General features: G+C 36.9%; 17 protein-coding genes. 5 read left to right on the plus strand and 12 right to left on the minus strand.

The window, feature by feature from the left end; genetic code table 11:
- Window positions 1–127 precede the first annotated feature (127 nt).
- Window positions 128–1,135, plus strand: coding sequence for a biotin synthase BioB (bioB, locus tag ACUXZ4_RS07070; RefSeq protein ID WP_464972512.1), 1,008 nt, complete (start codon window positions 128–130; stop codon window positions 1,133–1,135).
- A gap of 38 nt (window positions 1,136–1,173) precedes the next feature.
- Here bioB and truA read toward each other — a convergent pair whose 3' ends face one another.
- Genes truA through ACUXZ4_RS07090 form a run of 4 tightly spaced genes read right to left on the minus strand, consistent with a single transcriptional unit; the run spans window position 1,174 to window position 4,380 of the window.
- The gene (truA, locus tag ACUXZ4_RS07075; RefSeq protein ID WP_464972513.1) at window positions 1,174–1,965 is read right to left on the minus strand and encodes a tRNA pseudouridine(38-40) synthase TruA; all 792 of its coding nucleotides are present in this window, start codon (window positions 1,963–1,965) and stop codon (window positions 1,174–1,176) included.
- Window positions 1,966–1,980: 15 nt separating this feature from the next.
- Window positions 1,981–3,081, minus strand: a complete 1,101-nt coding sequence (rlmM, locus tag ACUXZ4_RS07080) for a 23S rRNA (cytidine(2498)-2'-O)-methyltransferase RlmM (protein WP_464974011.1) — start codon at window positions 3,079–3,081, stop codon at window positions 1,981–1,983.
- Window positions 3,074–3,496: a DUF423 domain-containing protein gene (locus tag ACUXZ4_RS07085; protein WP_464972514.1), complete on the minus strand. Its 423-nt coding sequence runs from the start codon at window positions 3,494–3,496 to the stop codon at window positions 3,074–3,076. Before ACUXZ4_RS07085 ends, rlmM begins: the two co-directional genes overlap by 8 nt.
- The gene (locus ACUXZ4_RS07090; RefSeq protein ID WP_464972515.1) at window positions 3,496–4,380 is read right to left on the minus strand and encodes a transcriptional regulator GcvA; all 885 of its coding nucleotides are present in this window, start codon (window positions 4,378–4,380) and stop codon (window positions 3,496–3,498) included. The genes ACUXZ4_RS07085 and ACUXZ4_RS07090 overlap by 1 nt, the downstream gene beginning before the upstream one ends.
- A 432-nt stretch (window positions 4,381–4,812) precedes the next feature.
- Between ACUXZ4_RS07090 and ACUXZ4_RS07095 the strand changes: the two genes are divergently transcribed.
- Window positions 4,813–5,829 (plus strand): branched-chain amino acid aminotransferase, encoded by a 1,017-nt coding sequence (locus ACUXZ4_RS07095; protein WP_464972516.1) that lies wholly within the window; start codon window positions 4,813–4,815, stop codon window positions 5,827–5,829.
- Between the two features lie 77 nt (window positions 5,830–5,906).
- On the opposite strand, the gene ACUXZ4_RS07100 is transcribed toward ACUXZ4_RS07095, so the two are convergent.
- The 7 genes from ACUXZ4_RS07100 to ACUXZ4_RS07130 are packed head-to-tail and all read right to left on the minus strand — an operon-like array spanning window position 5,907 to window position 12,829.
- Window positions 5,907–7,004, minus strand: a complete 1,098-nt coding sequence (locus ACUXZ4_RS07100; RefSeq protein ID WP_464972517.1) for a lytic murein transglycosylase — start codon at window positions 7,002–7,004, stop codon at window positions 5,907–5,909.
- A gap of 9 nt (window positions 7,005–7,013) precedes the next feature.
- Window positions 7,014–7,823 carry a glycosyltransferase gene (locus ACUXZ4_RS07105; protein ID WP_464972518.1) on the minus strand — a complete coding sequence of 270 codons (810 nt, stop codon included), beginning with the start codon at window positions 7,821–7,823 and terminating at the stop codon, window positions 7,014–7,016.
- Window positions 7,823–8,704, minus strand: coding sequence for a glycosyltransferase family 2 protein (locus ACUXZ4_RS07110; protein ID WP_464972519.1), 882 nt, complete (start codon window positions 8,702–8,704; stop codon window positions 7,823–7,825). The genes ACUXZ4_RS07105 and ACUXZ4_RS07110 overlap by 1 nt, the downstream gene beginning before the upstream one ends.
- The gene (locus tag ACUXZ4_RS07115; RefSeq protein WP_464972520.1) at window positions 8,704–9,876 is read right to left on the minus strand and encodes a hypothetical protein; all 1,173 of its coding nucleotides are present in this window, start codon (window positions 9,874–9,876) and stop codon (window positions 8,704–8,706) included. The genes ACUXZ4_RS07110 and ACUXZ4_RS07115 overlap by 1 nt, the downstream gene beginning before the upstream one ends.
- On the minus strand, window positions 9,864–10,649 hold the full coding sequence (locus tag ACUXZ4_RS07120; RefSeq protein ID WP_464972521.1) for a glycosyltransferase family 25 protein: 786 nt from the start codon (window positions 10,647–10,649) through the stop codon (window positions 9,864–9,866). The genes ACUXZ4_RS07115 and ACUXZ4_RS07120 overlap by 13 nt, the downstream gene beginning before the upstream one ends.
- A gap of 1 nt (window position 10,650) precedes the next feature.
- Window positions 10,651–11,859 carry a lipopolysaccharide biosynthesis protein gene (locus ACUXZ4_RS07125; protein ID WP_464972522.1) on the minus strand — a complete coding sequence of 403 codons (1,209 nt, stop codon included), beginning with the start codon at window positions 11,857–11,859 and terminating at the stop codon, window positions 10,651–10,653.
- A gap of 1 nt (window position 11,860) precedes the next feature.
- Window positions 11,861–12,829: a polysaccharide pyruvyl transferase family protein gene (locus tag ACUXZ4_RS07130; RefSeq protein WP_464972523.1), complete on the minus strand. Its 969-nt coding sequence runs from the start codon at window positions 12,827–12,829 to the stop codon at window positions 11,861–11,863.
- 127 nt (window positions 12,830–12,956) lie between these two features.
- Between ACUXZ4_RS07130 and ACUXZ4_RS07135 the strand changes: the two genes are divergently transcribed.
- On the plus strand, window positions 12,957–13,703 hold the full coding sequence (locus ACUXZ4_RS07135; RefSeq protein ID WP_464972524.1) for a YdcF family protein: 747 nt from the start codon (window positions 12,957–12,959) through the stop codon (window positions 13,701–13,703).
- 42 nt (window positions 13,704–13,745) lie between these two features.
- Here ACUXZ4_RS07135 and ACUXZ4_RS07140 read toward each other — a convergent pair whose 3' ends face one another.
- Window positions 13,746–15,188, minus strand: a complete 1,443-nt coding sequence (locus ACUXZ4_RS07140; protein ID WP_464972525.1) for a YdgA family protein — start codon at window positions 15,186–15,188, stop codon at window positions 13,746–13,748.
- A gap of 267 nt (window positions 15,189–15,455) precedes the next feature.
- Here ACUXZ4_RS07140 and dnaK point away from each other — a divergent pair, with 267 nt between their 5' ends.
- Complete coding sequence (gene dnaK, locus ACUXZ4_RS07145) at window positions 15,456–17,357, plus strand: molecular chaperone DnaK (protein WP_464972526.1); 1,902 nt, start codon at window positions 15,456–15,458, stop codon at window positions 17,355–17,357.
- Window positions 17,358–17,459: 102 nt separating this feature from the next.
- Complete coding sequence (locus ACUXZ4_RS07150) at window positions 17,460–18,728, plus strand: O-acetylhomoserine aminocarboxypropyltransferase/cysteine synthase family protein (RefSeq protein ID WP_464972527.1); 1,269 nt, start codon at window positions 17,460–17,462, stop codon at window positions 18,726–18,728.
- The last annotated feature ends 54 nt before the right edge of the window (window positions 18,729–18,782 follow it).

Consider the following 18,782-nt stretch of genomic DNA (forward strand, 5'->3'; position numbering starts at 1 on the left):
GGTTTATTTTTAATGCGTTTTTCATCTATTATTTAGCCTTTAAAAAAGCTTTCGCTATTTGACCAATATTCATACTATGAGTAAAATCGAACTTCTTTCTTAAGTTGTTCATAGAAAAGGAGATGACATGACGACTTACAATCTGCGTTTAAAAGGTAAAAACGAGCTCACCCCACATCCAACTGCACAATATTGGCGCAAATGCCAAGTGGAAGAATTATTTGAAATGCCATTTATGGAATTGGTGTTTAAAGCAGCACAAGTTCATCGCCAACATTTCAACCCACAAGAAATTCAACTCTCTACCCTGCTTTCAATTAAAACGGGCGGTTGCCCTGAAGATTGTGAATATTGCCCACAATCAGCTCGCTATGATACGGGCTTAGAACGACAAACCATGTTAGATGTTGAAGAAATCGTGGAAAAAGCGCGTATTGCAAAATCGCGTGGCGCAAGCCGTTTTTGTATGGGCGCTGCTTGGCGAGGTCCAAAGCCGAAAGATATTGATACCGTTTCTAAAATTATCAGTGCGGTGAAAGAATTAGGACTAGAAACCTGTGGTACCTTTGGTTTATTAGAAGAAGGTATGGCTGAAAGCTTAAAAGACGCAGGGCTAGATTATTATAATCATAACCTTGATACAGATCCTGAACGCTATAACAAAATTATTCATACTCGTAATCATGAAGATCGCATGGATACGCTTGGAAAAGTGCGTAATGCTGGATTAAAGGTCTGCTGTGGTGGTATCGTGGGCATGAATGAGACCCGTCCTGAACGAGCTGGGTTAATTGCTAGCTTGGCTAACTTAGATCCGCAACCAGAAAGCGTGCCAATCAACCAACTTATCAAAGTGGAAGGCACACCGCTAGAAAATGCAGAAGATTTGGACTGGACGGAATTTGTACGCACTATTGCTGTAGCACGTATTACTATGCCAAATAGTTTTGTACGTCTCTCTGCTGGTCGTAGCGATATGCCTGAAGCGATGCAAGCGCTCTGCTTTATGGCTGGTGCCAATTCGATTTTCTATGGCGACAAATTATTAACTACCGAAAACCCAGAAGAAGATCATGATCAGTTGCTAATGGCAAAATTAGATTTATATCCTTTAACTTATCAAACTGAAGAATAAAAACTCATAAAAAATAGACCGCACTTTTGCGGTCTTTTTTATAACTGTTGAGGTAAAAACAAAGGCCCTAACGCTGTTTTAGGCAAGTCAAATTGAGGTGGATAAATCACATCCACTAAATATAATCCCTCAGGTTTTGCCGTCGGCGCTGCTAAAGTGCGGTCTTTTTGTGATAATAACCAAGACATCCATTCCACCGGCTGACGACCTGCTCCCACCTCCATCAAACTGCCCACAATGTTGCGCACCATATGATGCACAAAGGCATTAGCTTGAATATCTACGATAATATAATCTCCTTGACGATACACATTCAGATGATGAACATTGCGCCAAGGTGTATTGGATTGACATTGTGCCGCGCGGAACGAAGAAAAATCATGCTCCCCCAACAATGCTTGTCCAGCTTGATGCATTAATTGATGATCTAACGCCAAATGCGTATGTGTAACACCATAAGGCAAAATGGCAGAACGCAATTTGTGGCTATATAAAATATAACGATAACGACGAGCTTTTGCACTAAAACGAGCATGAAAATCATCAGGTACAGGCTTTGCCCATTTGACTGCAATGTCATCGGGCAAATTAGCATTGGTACCAAATGCCCAAGCTTTATCTGGACGAATAACATTGGTTTCAAAATGCACCACTTGTCCAGTACCATGAACGCCACTATCTGTACGCCCTGCACAAAAAACTTCAATTGGCTCATTCGCCACAAATGACAAAGCTTTTTCCAATTCTTCTTGTACACTTAAGACTTTATCTTGTCGCTGCCAACCAAAATAATTTTTGCCGTTATACTCAATTCCCAACGCAATTTTCATTAAAACTCCTAAAAATCACACCGCGCTTTTCAGTTGAATATGCACTGTGATTTCTTCACGATCATGATATAAATGCTTCGCTTGTAGCTGAAATGCCAACCCTTGTGACCTCAATTTATCCGACAATTGTTGTAAGCATTGCTGTACTTCTTGATAACGTTTTTTCATAGGTAATTTCAAGTTAAAAATGGTTTCTCTACACCAACCATTCAGCAACCATTTTCCGATCAAATCCGCAATACGACTTGGTTTTTCCACCATATCGCATACAAGCCAATCGATTTTCTTACGCTTAGGTGGTTGAAATTTAAAACCATCTTCTGAACAATGTTCAATACGTCCAGTATCATGCAAGCTAGCCGCCATTTTGCCATGATCCACTGCATACACAAACAAACCACGACGCACCAATTGATATGTCCAACCGCCTGGGCAAGCGCCCAAATCAACACCAATCATATTTTCATTTAAACGCTTAGTTTCATCTTCTCTTGGTACAAAGGTTAAAATTGCTTCTTCTAATTTTAACGTTGAGCGGCTCGGCGCATCAGCAGGGAATTTCAAGCGAGGAATACCCATAAAATGAGTCGAATGATTGTGATTGTAAGAATAACCAACATAGCAAGCATGAGAGGCAGTAAATAAACAATGCAATGTAATTCCTTTTTTACTGGATTTACCTTGCAACCAGCCTTGTTTTTTCAACGCTTGGCGCAACGGCACCGTAAATTTACGACAAAAGGTGGACAGCGATTTTGCTTCATTGGTATCCGCAGTTTCCACCAAAATATCTGCGCTATGCGTTAATTGCGAAGCAAAGTGCGGTGCAATTTGTTGATATTTTTCAATAATAGGACTAATGCGATCTTCTGGGTTAAGCTCATCCAATAAATCAGAGACTACTATCATCTGGCGGACGAAAATCAGTTGTTGAAAGGGAATCTCACGCGCTAAACGATCGGCTTCACCCGTTTGGTAACATTCAAAAATCACATAGCCACTATTTTCCTGTAAACGCGCAAAACCAAATACACCACGTTCAGCAGCTTTGTCAGTCATTTCTACGGCCACTTCTTTTTCAAAGCCAGCACGACAATATAAGGCTAATTTATTCAATTTCATTTCCCTTTTTCGCTACACTTGAACGCAAAGCAACATAAAATAAGGTTGCCCATCCCACTAAAAATGCAATACCGCCCATTGGCACAATCATCGCCATAGATTTGGTATTGAATACTGCCATGGCATAAAGAGAAAAACTAAAGGCAACAATGCCTATTGTCCAAGAAAATCCAATAATATTCACCGCACTTTTACGGCATTTTGGCTGAGGTTGGTGTGTTGTTGCTGACAGATAAAAACCTAATACCAATAATGCAATAGTATGAAAAGCATGATATTTCCAACCAGTTTCAAGCCAAACTAATTGTTGCATGTCAAATTGTTTTTGTAATGCATGGCTGGCAAAGGCACCAAAGGCCACGACAATAAAGCCACTTAAAGCGGCTAAAGATAAAAAGCGGTTTCCCATTAATTTTCCTTATGTATTTCTTGCACGATCCAATCACGAAATGTTTGAATAATTTTTTCATTATGCCTTGTTTGGCTATTTACCACATAAAAAGATTTTGGATCTAATAATGAAGTTGGCCACACAATTTGCAAATTGCCCCGATCAATTTCTTGTTGCGCTAACATTTGATTCGCAATCACAAGACCTTGCCCATAAACCGCGGTTTGTAATGCCATAAATGTATGACTAAATAACGCGCCTTGCTGCACATTGGGTAAATCGATATTCAAATGATGGGACATCATCTGCCAGTTTTCTCTGGTATGAATATGAATGAGTTTATGCAATTGCAAATCTTCTGGCGAATTCACTGGCATTTCAGCTAATAACTTTGGCGATGCCAACATCACCAGATTGGCATTTGCTAATAACTCGACTTGCAGATTATCCCAGTTTCCGTAGCCATAATAAATAGCCACATCAATATCTTTATTTAATAATCCTTCGTCTTGCTCGGTGGCACGTATTCGAACTTCAATATCAGGATGTTGCTGATTAAAGTACATAAGACGAGGAACAAGCCATTGAATCGCAAAGGTTTGAGGGACGCTAATATTAAGATAAGACTTGCCCGTAGAAACTAAATCTTCGGTAACCATCGCTAATTTATGCAAAATAGCGGAAATTTCGTTGTAATAAATTCTGCCTTTATCGGTTAATTCTAAGGTTCTATTTTTTCGAATAAAGAGCGATATGCCTAAAAAATCTTCTAACAGTTTTATTTGATGGCTCACTGCAGCTTGGGTCACAAAGAGCTCATCCGCTGCTTTAGTAAAACTTAAGTGGGTTGCAGCACTTTCAAACGCTTTCAGTGAATTCAGGGGAGGCAAACGTTTAAACATAGTTTTCTCTCTAATCTTAATTTTTGTAATAATAATTTATATTCGGAAAGGATTAGTTTTTTTTATCCATCAGATAAAAATTTCTCATTTGTCTGACTTCAATCTAATCCCTATACTACCGCCATACTTAATGATTGGTAATTCCTTAATTGATTAAGAGTTCCGACTTTTAGTTAAGTATTATGTTGTGTTTGCATATTGTTCGGGCAACCGAACTGAATTTCTAGTAGCTAATTAGAAATTCATTAACTTCCTGTATATTTTACCCTGTTTTTAGGGATACAACACCGCACAAAAGTGCGGTGTTTTTTTATGTTAAAATTTTACACTTCCGCTCGCAAAATCTCAAATAATTGTTTTCAAGCCTATGATAATGGTGTAGATTTATCAAATCTTAACAGCTTTGCAAATGACAACTTAAAGGATATATCTATGAAAGATCTTGATTGGCATAACCTTGGATTTAATTATATTAAAACAGATTATCGTTATTTAGCCTATTGGAAAAATGGTGAATGGCAGAAAGGCGAATTAGTCACTGATAATGTTTTACATATTAGCGAAGGTTCTACTGCATTACATTATGGTCAACAATGTTTTGAAGGTTTAAAAGCTTATCGTACTAAAGATGGTTCAATTAATTTATTCCGTCCAGATGAAAATGGTAAACGCCTGCAACGTAGCTGTCGCCGTTTATTAATGCCTGAAATTCCAGTAGAAATGTTTATCGATGCGTGTAAACAAGTGGTTAAAGCCAATGAAGAATGGGTGGGTCCTTATGGTTCTGGCGCTACCCTTTATTTGCGTCCTTTTGTCATTGGTGTGGGTGACAATGTTGGAGTAAGTCCTGCGCCGGAATATATCTTCTCTATTTTTGTTTGCCCTGTTGGTGCTTATTTTAAAGGTGGCTTAAAACCAACCAATTTCATGGTTTCTCATTATGATCGCGCCGCGCCACAAGGTACAGGTGCCGCGAAAGTCGGTGGTAACTATGCAGCAAGTTTGTATCCAGGTAAACAGGCAAAAGCACAAGGCTTTGCAGATTGTATTTATTTAGATCCAACTACTCATACTAAAATTGAAGAAGTAGGTTCAGCCAACTTTTTTGGTATCACTAAAGATAATAAATTTATCACGCCAAAATCGCCTTCTATTTTAGAAAGTATTACTAAATATTCACTTCTCTATTTAGCTAAAGAACGTTTTGGAATGGAAGCCATTGAAGGTGATGTGTATATTGATGAATTAGATAATTTCGCTGAAGCTGGCGCTTGCGGTACAGCAGCGGTGGTCACGCCAATTGGTGGTATTCAATATAATGATAAATTACATGTTTTCTACTCAGAAACAGAGGTGGGGCCTGTAACTCGTCAACTTTACGATGAACTTGTGGGCATCCAATTTGGCGATAAACCTGCGCCAGAAGGTTGGATTGTTAAAGTGGAATAATTACTTGATATTAAAAATTTAGGCATAGTTTTTACTATGCCTAAATTATTTATAAAGATGAAATCTAATTTTGATTATTACTGCAATGACAACGCTTGCTTAATACGATCAGCAAACATTCCGACACTTAACGCATAATAATTAGAACGATTCCAATCTAGGATTGTGCGGTAGTTGTTAGAAACTAAAAATGCGCGTCCAACCTCTTTATCTGGACGAACAAGCCACAAATCAGCATTGGATAATGCATTTAATTTTTGCGCTTCATTGCCATTTTTTAACATCACGCCCTGAGATTGCCAATAAGCCAATGAGCGTGCTTTATTTTTCTCAGTTCCTGCCATGGATAAATCAAGCGGTTGATTTAAAACGACTTCAACGCCCCAAGGTAAATTGTCATTCCAACCCACTGTATGCAAATAGTTAGCGATGGACGCAAAAACATCATATTCATTGCGCCAAATATCCTTGCGACCATCTCCATCACCATCTGCCGCATAATTTAAATAAGATGTTGGCATAAATTGCGTTTGCCCCATGGCTCCTGCCCATGAGCCTAACATTTTCGCACGATCTAAATGACCTTGATCGAGCATTTTCATCGCATTAATAAATTCTTTACTGAATAATTTTTCACGACGACCATCAAAGGCTAATGTGGCGAGTACAGATAACACATCGTAGTTACCTTGGTAATAACCAAAACTACTCTCCATTCCCCATAAAGCTAAGATAAACTCTTGCTGTACGCCATATTGCTTACTGGCTTTTTGCAACTGAGTGCGGACATCCCAATAATTTTCTTCTGCTTTATTCACTTTGCCTTGTGTTAAATGCTTATTAATGTAATTCGTTGCACCATTTGGATTAGGTGGCAATGGAGGCTGATTTTTTCGTCTCGCCGCATTACCCGCTTGTTTTTGATCTAAACGCACCGCACTTTCTATGTAACGAATATTCTGCTGTGCATTTAATGTTTTAGCTGAAACGCCCTGACCTGCCGCTTTACGTTTCAAAAATTGCACATAATCATTAAAATGGCTGAGATTACGGTCTTTGTTATACACCGCGTTTTCGGCCAATGGCGATAATGATCCATGATTTGTTGTCTGAGAAGAACAGCCTACCAATGCGAAACCAAGACACAGTGCGGTGGATTTTAATAAAGTTTTCATTAAGCTTTCCTATTTACGAACAAATTTATAAATTAATTTTACAAGCCAAACAGGCATTAATCTGGGTAAAGTACGCAGTAAAAATGTAGCGAATCCAGACAACCCATTTTGAATTCCAAGCTGTTGTTTCAACTGATAAAGTTTCCATTCACTTTTTGCGTAGATCAATCCTCTACGACGACTAAACATCGCATTTCCAGCCGTTCTTGCATAAAGTAGCACCTCAGATAAATTGCCTACTTTATAGCCTTTAGCAATAATACGATTCCATAAATTATAATCTTCTAAAAATAAATGGTGCTGATAACCGCCAACCTCTTCTAACACTGATTTTTTATAAGCTACCGTCATGTGATTAAATGGCGAACGCAAGCGATTGAAGTTCACAATATTTTCGTAGCCCACTGGCACTTCTCGAATCGCTATAATTTGATTTGGATCTTCATCAAACTCCGCTATTTGCGTACTAAACAAAACAACATCTGGATTGTTTTGAATAAATTCAACTTGCTTTTCAAAACGCTGAGGATAGCAAATATCATCGGTATCCATTCTAAATAGCCATTCATTGCTTGCCTGTTTAATGCCTTCATTTAGCGCTTTTCCTAATCCCATATTTTGCGCTAAAGGCACTAATTTTAATGGTAATTTGGGCGCAAACTCCGCTAATACATTTTCTAATTCAGCGGTAATTGGACCATCTAACACAATGACAATTTCATCCGCTGGATATGTTTGCTCAACGAGGCTTTGCAAACTTTCTGCTAAAAAAGCAGGCTTTTCCTTAATATATAAGGACATTAATACTGAAAATTTCATTATACGAACCGTTTTAAATTAATGGCTAAACTTGGAGAAATAAAGCTCACAATGGCAATAATTAAATGCTTCACATTATGGCTTAATTTAAACATCTTAAAATAATAGCTTGCCGCTTTACGAGAAAGGTTCATCGCATTGGGATAAGCTAACATATACAAAGAATTAATGGCAAAATTGTGCTTTTGTTGTGACGTCGTCACGTAGCGTTCCGCAATAATTTTTATTGCCTGTTCTGTATTAGTCGTATTCGTTGATACGCTAGAACGTTTGGTATGAAATGCACAAATACTTAATGGCTCAGCCACTAATATGGCATGTAAATCAGGACTAGAGGCTAATTTCAACGCAAAATCATAATCTTCCAAAGATTTTAATTGAGTATCTAAGCCACCTAATTGAAAGAAAAATGCTTTCTGAATACACATCATCGGCATCCCACCAATTTTATTGGCTAATAAAATATTATCCAAGGTTATCTCTGATGGTGGAAATGGACTTGTCGTATAGAAAAAGCCTTCGTTCACCATTTCACATTTTGCAGGATGATATAGAAAATTGCACTGTGCATTTTCAGCGATATTTGCAGCTAAAATTTCACATTTATTATCTGCAAAACGATCATCATCATCTAAAAACAAAAGCCAATCATTTTTCGCTGCGTCCGCACCAATATTGCGACTTTGCGCAGGACCTAAATTCGTTTGGTTGCGAATAAGCGTGACATCAAAATCAAAAGTGCGGTCTATTTTTATGGGATTTGGTGAGTAATCATCGATGACAATCACCTCAAAATTATGCACCGTTTGCTGTGCTAAACTTGCTAGCAATGCATTCACTTCAGCATTGCGATTATAAGAAGGGACAATAATACTAAACATTATTTTTGCTCAAATAGAAATTGTTTCCCTTTATGACCAAATAAAGAGATAAACATTAGAAAAATAAACATAATTCCCGGATAAGCATAGGTATCCGCTTTAACATTCAATACACTTAATAAAAATAGCGTTGATAAAATAAATTTCCAGCTGCCATTAAACCAGTTATCCGCAATACGTTTGATGAAGTAAACGGTAAAAAGTAAACAAGCCAGCATATAACCGACGCCACCATATAACACTTGACGAATAAAGCCTGAATCCGAACCACCATAATAGCTAATCCCGTTCACATAATATTGCCCATCGCCCATAATGAATTGCTTTAACTGAGGCATAAACAAATGCTTATTCATGAGCGTATCCGTTGAAGAACTTAAACGCTGTCCGCCTTGAATAAGATTAATCACTGGTTCTAAGGCATGTTCAACATAGATATTCGTTGGATACACAATGACTAGGAATAGTACAAGTCCAGCAAAAGCAATAATGGCTGGTAAATAACGCCATTTAAAATACAACGCCAAACTTACCACCGAAAAAACTAAAAAAGTTCTGCCCGAAATCAAACCAATACAAAGCAATAAAAATACATAAACAGGGTTTAAATTATGTTGTTTATGCGCATAGGCTAATAAAAAGTGAAACAGCATTAAATAAAATGCACTGAGTTGGAAAAACGCCGAAGAAGTGAAATTATATAGGCGATATTCCTGTTCTGAACCTTGAAAGCGCGGTAGAAAATAATCCGCATTTGTTCCCAACGCAATACTAATAAATAATGGGATGCCCATTAAGGCAAGTAAACCTAGCGCAGATTGCACACCAACCCCTATTTTGAGATCGTTGATGAACTGCATTTGTCCTGTTTGTTTATGATAAAACAAATTATAAATAACAATACCAAAGACAAATAAAATCAATGCTTTAACATACATGCTAACCACACCCAATTCATGGGTGCCATTGATTAACATAGGAACAACAGAAATCGCAATTAACGCTAAAATTACCAGAAGGCTATCCACTGGCACTACAAATTGCTTTAATGTTTTTTTATACCATTTATAGCCTAACAACAGCGTAGCAAAAATGCCCGCCACCAAACTCATGCGGACGATATGCCATAACCAAGGATCATAAAGGTAAAAGAGACTGATTAAACTGGACATGATAAATTTCTCATGATCGCCATGACTTTCTTCATTGGAAACTTGATGAGTTTTTTAGCTAAATTATTTTTCTTTTCAGCCCTTGTGCTCGATAAATTACTCACCAACACCGGATTCTCAATCACCATTAAGGGACGTACAACAACAATATCCAAGCCAAATCTTTTACCAAATAAAATAAAATCATCAGCAAGCCAATACACTGAACAACTTTGTTCCACTTCCTGCCAAAAACGGCGACAAGCCGATTTTTTAATTAGATAAGCAACGGTGCCGGCAAAATAATTTTTATAAGGATAAGCATAGCGATAAGGCGTACCTTCAATACTTTTTTGTAATGACTTAAAAGTGGTTGGATAATTAATGCAAAGTTCCTTGTCATTAAAATCTGCAATTTTTGACTGACCAACTAAAATAATATCGGCCTTTGGCTTTTGGTGTAAAAGTGCGGTTAAATTTTGCTGAAAATTTGCGGCAAATAAGGCGTCATCTTCACAAACAAGTGCATATTCGTCTTCACCAATGTTTTCATCTTCTATAATCAGCTTATACACATCTAAGTGACTGTATGTACAACCGATTTCACCTTTAGTTGCGGCACGACCATAAGCTAATTTAAAACTGTCGATATCAAAATAACTTTCTAGCTGTTCCTCTGACCAACTCATTGTGTTGACGGCATCAAACACTTCAAAATCCGCCGTATCAGGTTGGGAGAAAAATAGCTCTCGACGTTGTACATCTTTTGCTAAGGAAATTAAAAACTTTCTCATTTTACACCGCACTTTTTTGTTCTAAATTTTGTTCTTTGTTTAATAAATCTGTGATCGGATATTTAAAATAATAAATAATTGAAATCACTAATCGGGTTGCACTCGCGCCAATTAAGGCATAAGCCACACCATAAAGTTGTTGTTCTCTAAACACATAAAATAAAAGGGTAAACACCACAATAGAAATCAATTGACGAGTAAATAATAAGATTTGTTTACCTTGCAATAGCATATTTTGCGATAGCACCCAAGATAATCCCGCCAAAATCGAATTAATAATAAACCAAACTAAAATTGGCGCGACCTCAGCATATTTCGCACTAAAGAAAAAGACGATAACAAGTTCGGCCAATAACGGTACTAAAATAACCGCAGAAATACTCATTAACACCACAATTACCAATACCGCTTTGAGTCGATTTAAATGATTAATTAAGCCTGAATAATAATAATCCGCCAACATATTAATAAAACGGGTAAGCAAACTATCAAAAGCAATACAGACCGTATAAAGCCCTAGCACATAGTTGCCCATAAATAATGTAATCAAAAATTTATCTAAATTAACGGTCGTTGCACCAAACAGCTGTAATAAATTTTGTTTAAACCAAGTAGTAAAAAAGAATTTTTTATCAATAGGTTGAACTGGGTTATGCTGAATAAATCCACGATGAATTTGGTATAAATAATGCAAGCATAACAAGGCTTGCACCAAGCTATACAAGGTAAATAAATAGAGCGCAATCACCAAAGGTTGCTCTTTTAAAATTAAATAAGCAATACCATAAACGGCGACCAACAAAATTGGTTGTTGCAAGGTAATTTTGCGATAAATGCGTAACGCAGGATCGCTTTTACTTTTTTCTAAAGTAACGGTCGCAATAGCAGTTAACACAACATTGACGATAAACAATACGGAATAATTGGTAAAATCAAATAAAACTAAGGCAAGACAAGCAACAACTAAAGATAAAATCAAAAAGGCGACTAAATAGCCTTGCCATCCTTGATATTGCTTATTACGCATGCTTAACACTAAGGCGAAACCGACTCCACCGGTTGCAATGGTAACCACATAGGATACGGAAGTAATAAATAATTGGTGTAAACCACGATCTTCAACGGACAAAAAACGGGCAAGAATAAAGGCACTGACCATTGTCAGCACCATACTTAGCAAAGTAACACTAATTAATTTAATTAAATGCATACTAGATTTCATATAATTTTGTGTAGCTAATCTCTTGCGTCCATTGATGATAATAGCCCGTATTCTTACCGTAAGAGTTATCACAGACTTGATTTGGCAGACCTAATAAGCAAGAAAAAATATGCCCATGCAAACGGCTTGTTACCACTTCATCATAGTTTAAGAAAATATCTTGGCTACGTTGGATAACTTTTAAAGCATGCTGATACCAAAGATCGTTAACTTTATTTTTAACAAATGGTAATTTAAATTTATTAGCAAGTTTAGAAAAACGGCTACACCATAATTCAAATTTCAAATCACTTGGTAATAAAATATCTTCCCAATCTTTCACATCATCATTACTGGATAATTTCGCCTGCACTTCAGATTCAATATGACTTTTTTCAATATCTTTACGCAAAAAATAAAGGATTTTCCCTGTTTTTTGTTGTACATTTTTCTGTGGCAAAATGCCATACAGCTGATGCGCCATATCTGGTGATAAATAAGTATTGACTGAAAAGTTCGCTTGCATAAGCGCAAAGGTTTTTGTATCTCTGGCAAATAAATGCAGATCCTTATGCTGAGAAAAAATTGCAGCGGAAGCAAGCATAGCTTGAGAATGAGAAAAATGCGCGGTTTGTGGCATTAAAATAATGCGATTATTTGGAAATGCCTGCACTAAATCTTCACGCATTTTTTGAATGCTCGGATAAAGATCACCAAAATTTCCACCACCATGGCAAAGAATCGTGGTTTTTTCCGTTACATATTTTTTTGCTTCTTCAATATCAAACGCTTGTAATGCACGTCTTAAACGAACATTAATCTGATAATCTTTAAAAAATTGTTCAGTTCCTGCATAAATTAATAAATCTCCCACATTTAAATGCAGCGGATAATCGAAATATAGCACGTCATTTTTATCAACAATGAGTTGTTCAATTTTTTGTAATTTTTGTTTTAATTCAACGAGAATTGGGTTCATTTTTACCTTCCTAAAAAATTGCCATATCATAGCATTTTGGCTAATTATTTGACAGTATTTTAGTGATTGAGTTCGTGCAATATTTCCGTAATAATAACCGCACTTTTAGCCTATTTTAAGGACGATTATGTTTGAATTAACTAAATTACTTAGTGCGATTGCACTTCCCCCTTTTAACGTCATTATTTTGGGCATTTTTGCTCTGTTATGTTTATTATTTAAATGCAAGAAAATGGCGTTTTTAAGTGCTTTTCTCAGCATTGGCATATTGTACATTGTCAGCATTCCCTATACGGCTCAATGGCTCAATGATAGCCTAACCAAAGAGGATAACTTAACCGTTGCAGATTACCAACAAGCCCAAGCCATTGTCGTACTAGGCGGTGGACTACGAGATAGCAAAGAACTTTACCGTAGCTTAACTGTTCCGGGATTAGTGCTAGAACGTATGCGTTATGCGGCTTATTTACATAAAGAAACTGAATTACCTATTTTAATCAGTGGTGCCAGTCCAAATGGCAATTCTGAAGCGGCAGTCATGGGGCAAGAATTATTTACCTTTTTTGGCATTAAACCGAAATGGTTGGAAGAACGCGCGTTAAATACCATACAAAATGCCAAATTCAGTTATGAAATGCTTGAACGAGAAGGTATAAAAAAAATTATTTTGGTCACAAATCAATGGCATATGCAACGTGCCAAATTGTTATTCGAACGCGAAGGATTTATTGTTCTACCTGCTAGTGTAGGAAATGGCGTTACCCCAGAAAGCTACGGACTTAATTATATGCATTTTATCCCTCAAGCCGGCGCAATCAATGCCAACATGCAATTGCTGAAAGAATGGTTAGGCTATTGGAAAGAAAAATTTTAATGAATAAAAAAGTGCGGTGAAATTCACCGCACTTTTTTCGTTTTAATGAGCAAATTTCATTAGTACGCCGAGTAAGAAGAATTTTAGGTCTTGTTCTGAAATTACATAGCCATTAAAATTAAGACCTTCTTTTTGAGCTTCAATGTTTAAGGTCAATTTACCCTCTTTCTCAATGAGTATGCCTTGTTGTTTCGCTTCATCAATCCAAGAGTCCACTGCTAATTCGATGTTTTTCTCATATTTTGCTTTATCCATATTAGCTTTGCCCACTTGAATTAATTGATTTAATAAATGGCTAATAGCTTGTTTATCTGCTTTAGCATGTAAAGCTAGTTCTTTAAATAAACTCAAAGGCGCTGAATTTACTTTTGCTAAATCCACTTTCGCCACATTGATATTTAAGTCCGCTTCAATTTTTCCTTTTTCATTGGTTACACTTAATTCATCAATTTTTAAGTGCGGTTCATTTTGTAATACCTCTAAACCTAAACGTTGGTATTCTGCTTCATTATCCGCAGATATTTTTTGTATTTCATCTGTCGCAGAAGCCAATAAATGATTCACTTCTGCATTCAATTTAAATTTACCTAATGCTTGTTCATTGGCAAAAAATTCAAAATCTAGCTTAATACCATTATCAATAAAATCGTTGTTTAACTTGCTATTATAATCAAGAGCAATATTCTTAAATACCGAATTTTGCACTCTTGATTTTTCAGGCACATTTTCGTGATAAGTATAATCATATTGAATTTGTCCAATATTTGCTTTCACAAAACCATCAAATAACGTTGAAAACTGAGTACTTTTCACATCTGAATGCGCTTTTAGGTCATCAATTGTTATTTTAATGGTGGCCAATCTAGGATCGTTTATTGACAATAATAAATCAGCTTTAGGCATCTCCATTTCTGATTTGCCAAGTCCATTTTTATCTACATCAAACTTAATTTTGCCATTATCCCAATTGGCTTCAACGCCCGATGACTTCATATTACCTGAATTGATATCAACATAGCCTTTGGTTTGAAGATCATAAGAAACAGCAGCTTGAGAAAAGAACGGAGACTTGCCCTTTGTCGCTTCAAAAATTGCTCGTGTTTGTTCATTGTTCACAAGTTGTCCTGTAACAGAAAACATCACTGGCATTAAATTAAATTGCGTTAAATGATTTAATGGGATTGGACCATGATAAAACTTACCTTCAAGTGGAAGATTGAAATCCATATCATTGATTTTCATTACCCAATCATAACGATAATCTGAACTAAAAAATCCACGCTCAAATTTAACATTTTCAATTTGTGCATAGAAATTCATGCCATCTACGTCTTTCGTTAAGGTTTGTTGTTTTAATTTGGTATTTGCCACTTCAATTTGGCGTTGATATTCAGCTTCCGCTTTTTGACCTGTGTACCAAGCACCACCCGCCCAAACGCTTCCCAAAATAGCGACAACCGCTAATGCAATCGTTGATTTTTTCATTTCAATTTCCTACTAAAAAGAATGGTTATATTTTGGCTATCTTAGCATAAGTGCGGTGAATTTTTATTAACTTTTCTCTTGAAATCACAAAATTCAGCCTTATTTTGTTACCCATGTGAAGCTTATCTTTTATATCAATGGCATAAAATAAAAACAAAAATTTTTAAAAATGCTCTTGAAAAGAGAAAAACAATCCACATTTTGTATAGCAAGCAAGCTCATAACAAAAGCGTTGTGAAAACAGATTTAAAACTAGGAGAAAAACAAATGGGAAAAATTATTGGTATTGACTTAGGTACAACCAACTCTTGTGTGGCTGTAATGGATGGCGACAAACCTCGCGTAATTGAAAATGCAGAAGGCGATCGCACAACCCCGTCAATCATTGCTTATACGAATGATAATGAAATTTTAGTGGGTCAACCAGCAAAACGCCAAGCAGTAACAAACCCGAAAAATACGTTATTTGCAATCAAACGTTTAATTGGTCGTCGTTTTGAAGATCAAGAAGTACAACGTGATGTAAACATTATGCCATTCCAAATTATCAAAGCGGATAATGGAGACGCTTGGGTTGATGTAAAAGGCGATAAATTAGCACCTCCACAAATCTCTGCTGAAGTATTGAAAAAAATGAAGAAAACAGCGGAAGATTTTTTAGGTGAAACCGTAACAGAAGCGGTTATTACAGTACCTGCATATTTTAACGATGCGCAACGTCAAGCAACAAAAGATGCTGGTCGTATCGCAGGTTTAGAAGTTAAACGTATCATTAACGAACCAACTGCAGCTGCATTAGCTTATGGTTTAGATAAAGGTAAAGGCAACCAAACTATCGCAGTATATGACTTAGGTGGTGGTACATTCGACTTATCTATTATTGAAATTGATGAAGTAGGTGGCGAAAAAACCTTTGAAGTATTAGCAACCAATGGTGATACACACTTAGGTGGTGAAGACTTCGACAACCGCGTCATTAACTATTTAGTAGATGAATTCCAAAAAGAACAAGGTGTAGATTTACGTAACGATCCATTAGCGATGCAACGTTTAAAAGAAGCTGGCGAAAAAGCGAAAATCGAACTTTCATCAGCACAACAAACCGATGTAAATCTGCCATACATCACTGCAGATGCAACAGGTCCAAAACACTTAAACATTAAATTAACACGTGCGAAATTAGAAGCATTAGTGGAAGATTTAGTGGCACGTTCAATGGAACCTGTTAAAGTGGCATTAAATGATGCAGGATTAAGTGTTTCACAAATTGATGATGTGATTCTTGTGGGTGGTCAAACTCGTATGCCATTAGTTCAACAAAAAGTGGCTGAGTTCTTCGGTAAAGAACCACGTAAAGACGTAAACCCAGATGAAGCAGTTGCAGTAGGTGCAGCAGTACAAGGCGGTGTGTTATCAGGTAGCGTAACTGATGTTCTATTATTAGATGTTACTCCACTCTCATTAGGTATTGAAACCATGGGTGGCGTGATGACAACCTTAATTGAGAAAAACACCACGATTCCGACTAAGAAATCACAAGTGTTCTCAACGGCTGAAGATAATCAAAGTGCGGTGACAATTCACGTACTTCAAGGTGAACGTAAACGTGCAGCAGATAATAAATCTTTAGGTCAATTCAACCTAGAGGGTATCAACCCTGCGCCACGTGGTATGCCACAAATTGAAGTAACCTTTGATATTGATGCGGACGGTATCATCCATGTATCTGCAAAAGATAAAGGTACTAATAAAGAACAAAAAATTACGATTAAAGCCTCTTCAGGTTTAAGCGATGAAGAAATTCAACAAATGGTACGTGATGCAGAAGCAAATGCGGAAGCAGACCGTAAATTTGAAGAATTAGTACAGGCTCGTAACCAAGCAGATCATTTAGTTCATGGTACGCGTAAACAATTAAGCGAAGTGGGCGATAAATTATCAGCTGAAGATAAAGCACCAATCGAAAAAGCGGTTACAGATTTAGAAGCGGCGGCGAAAGGTGAAGATAAAGCGGATATCGAAGCGAAAGTACAAGCATTAATTCAAGTTTCTGAGAAATTAATGCAAGCTGCTCAACCACAACCTGAAGCGCAAGCACAACAAGCGCAAGGTGGTAAACCAAATGATGATGTCGTTGATGCAGAATTTGAAGAAGTGAAAGATAAATAATTTTACTTTTAATCTTAAAAATATAAGGGCGTAGCAATACGCCCTTTTATCATATATATTATCTGAATCTTTTTTCAAATAATAATAAACAAGGAAGACAATATGGATTTCGCAACACAATGTTTACACGCTGGTTATCAGCCTAAAAACGGAGAACCTCGCGTTCAATCAATTGTACAAAGTACAACCTATACCTATGATTCTGCAGAAGAAATTGGTAAGTTATTTGATTTACAAGCGTCTGGATATTTCTATACGCGTTTGTCTAATCCAACCACTAACGCAGCGGAAGAAAAATTAACCGCACTTGAAGGTGGTGTGGCAACCATGTGTACTGCTTCAGGGCAAGCGGCTGTATTTTACGCGATGTTAAATATCCTTGAAGCTGGCGATCATTTTATTTCTGCTTCTTATATTTATGGCGGATCCTATAATCTCTTTGCCCACACGTTCAAAAAAATGGGGATTGATGTAACCTTTGTTGATCAAGATTTGCCTTTAGAGGAATTGAAAAAAGCGATTCGCCCAAATACAAAAGCTGTTTTTGCAGAAACTATTGCTAACCCTGCATTACGGGTATTAGATATTGAAAAATTTGCTGCTTTAGCAAAATCAGCAGATATTCCACTATTAGTTGATAATACCTTTGCTACGCCTTATTTCTGTCGCCCTATTGAATTTGGTGCAAATATTATTATTCATAGCACATCCAAATATTTAGATGGTCATGCAGTGGCGCTTGGCGGTGCTATTGTTGATTGTGGTAACTTCAATTGGAATAATGGCAAATTTCCCCAATTAAGCACACCAGATCAAACTTACCATGGTTTAGTTTATACGGAATCTTTTGGTGCAGCAGCCTATATTGTAAAAGCGCGTGTGCAATTAATGCGTGATTTAGGCGCCACTCCAGCACCACAAAACAGTTTTTTACTTAATCTTGGCATGGAAACCCTTGCGGTTCGTATGCAACGCCATTATGAAAATGCACAAGCTGTTGCTGAATTCCTTGTACAACATCCTCAGGTGGTAAAAGTCAATTATCCGGGATTAAGTAATTCTCAAGACTATGATTTAAAACAAAAATATTTGCCGAATGGCTTATGCGGTGTGATTTCCTTTGAAATTAAAGGCACGCGTGAAACTGCAGCAAAATGGCTAAATGCCTTAAAATTAATTTCTCGTGAAGTGCATGTGGCAGATATTCGCACTTGTGCCTTACATCCAGCCAGTTCAACGCATCGTCAATTAAATGAAGCTGAGTTAGAAAAAGCGGGGATTTCCGCAGGATTAATTCGCCTTTCTTGTGGTATTGAAAGCATTAATGACATCCTCGCTGATTTACAGCAAGCTTTTGAAGCAAGTAAATAAAAAATATCGAAAACAAAAAAGTGCGGTGAATTTCACCGCACTTTTGCTTTCATA

Source organism: Reella acinonychis, from assembly GCF_052828705.1.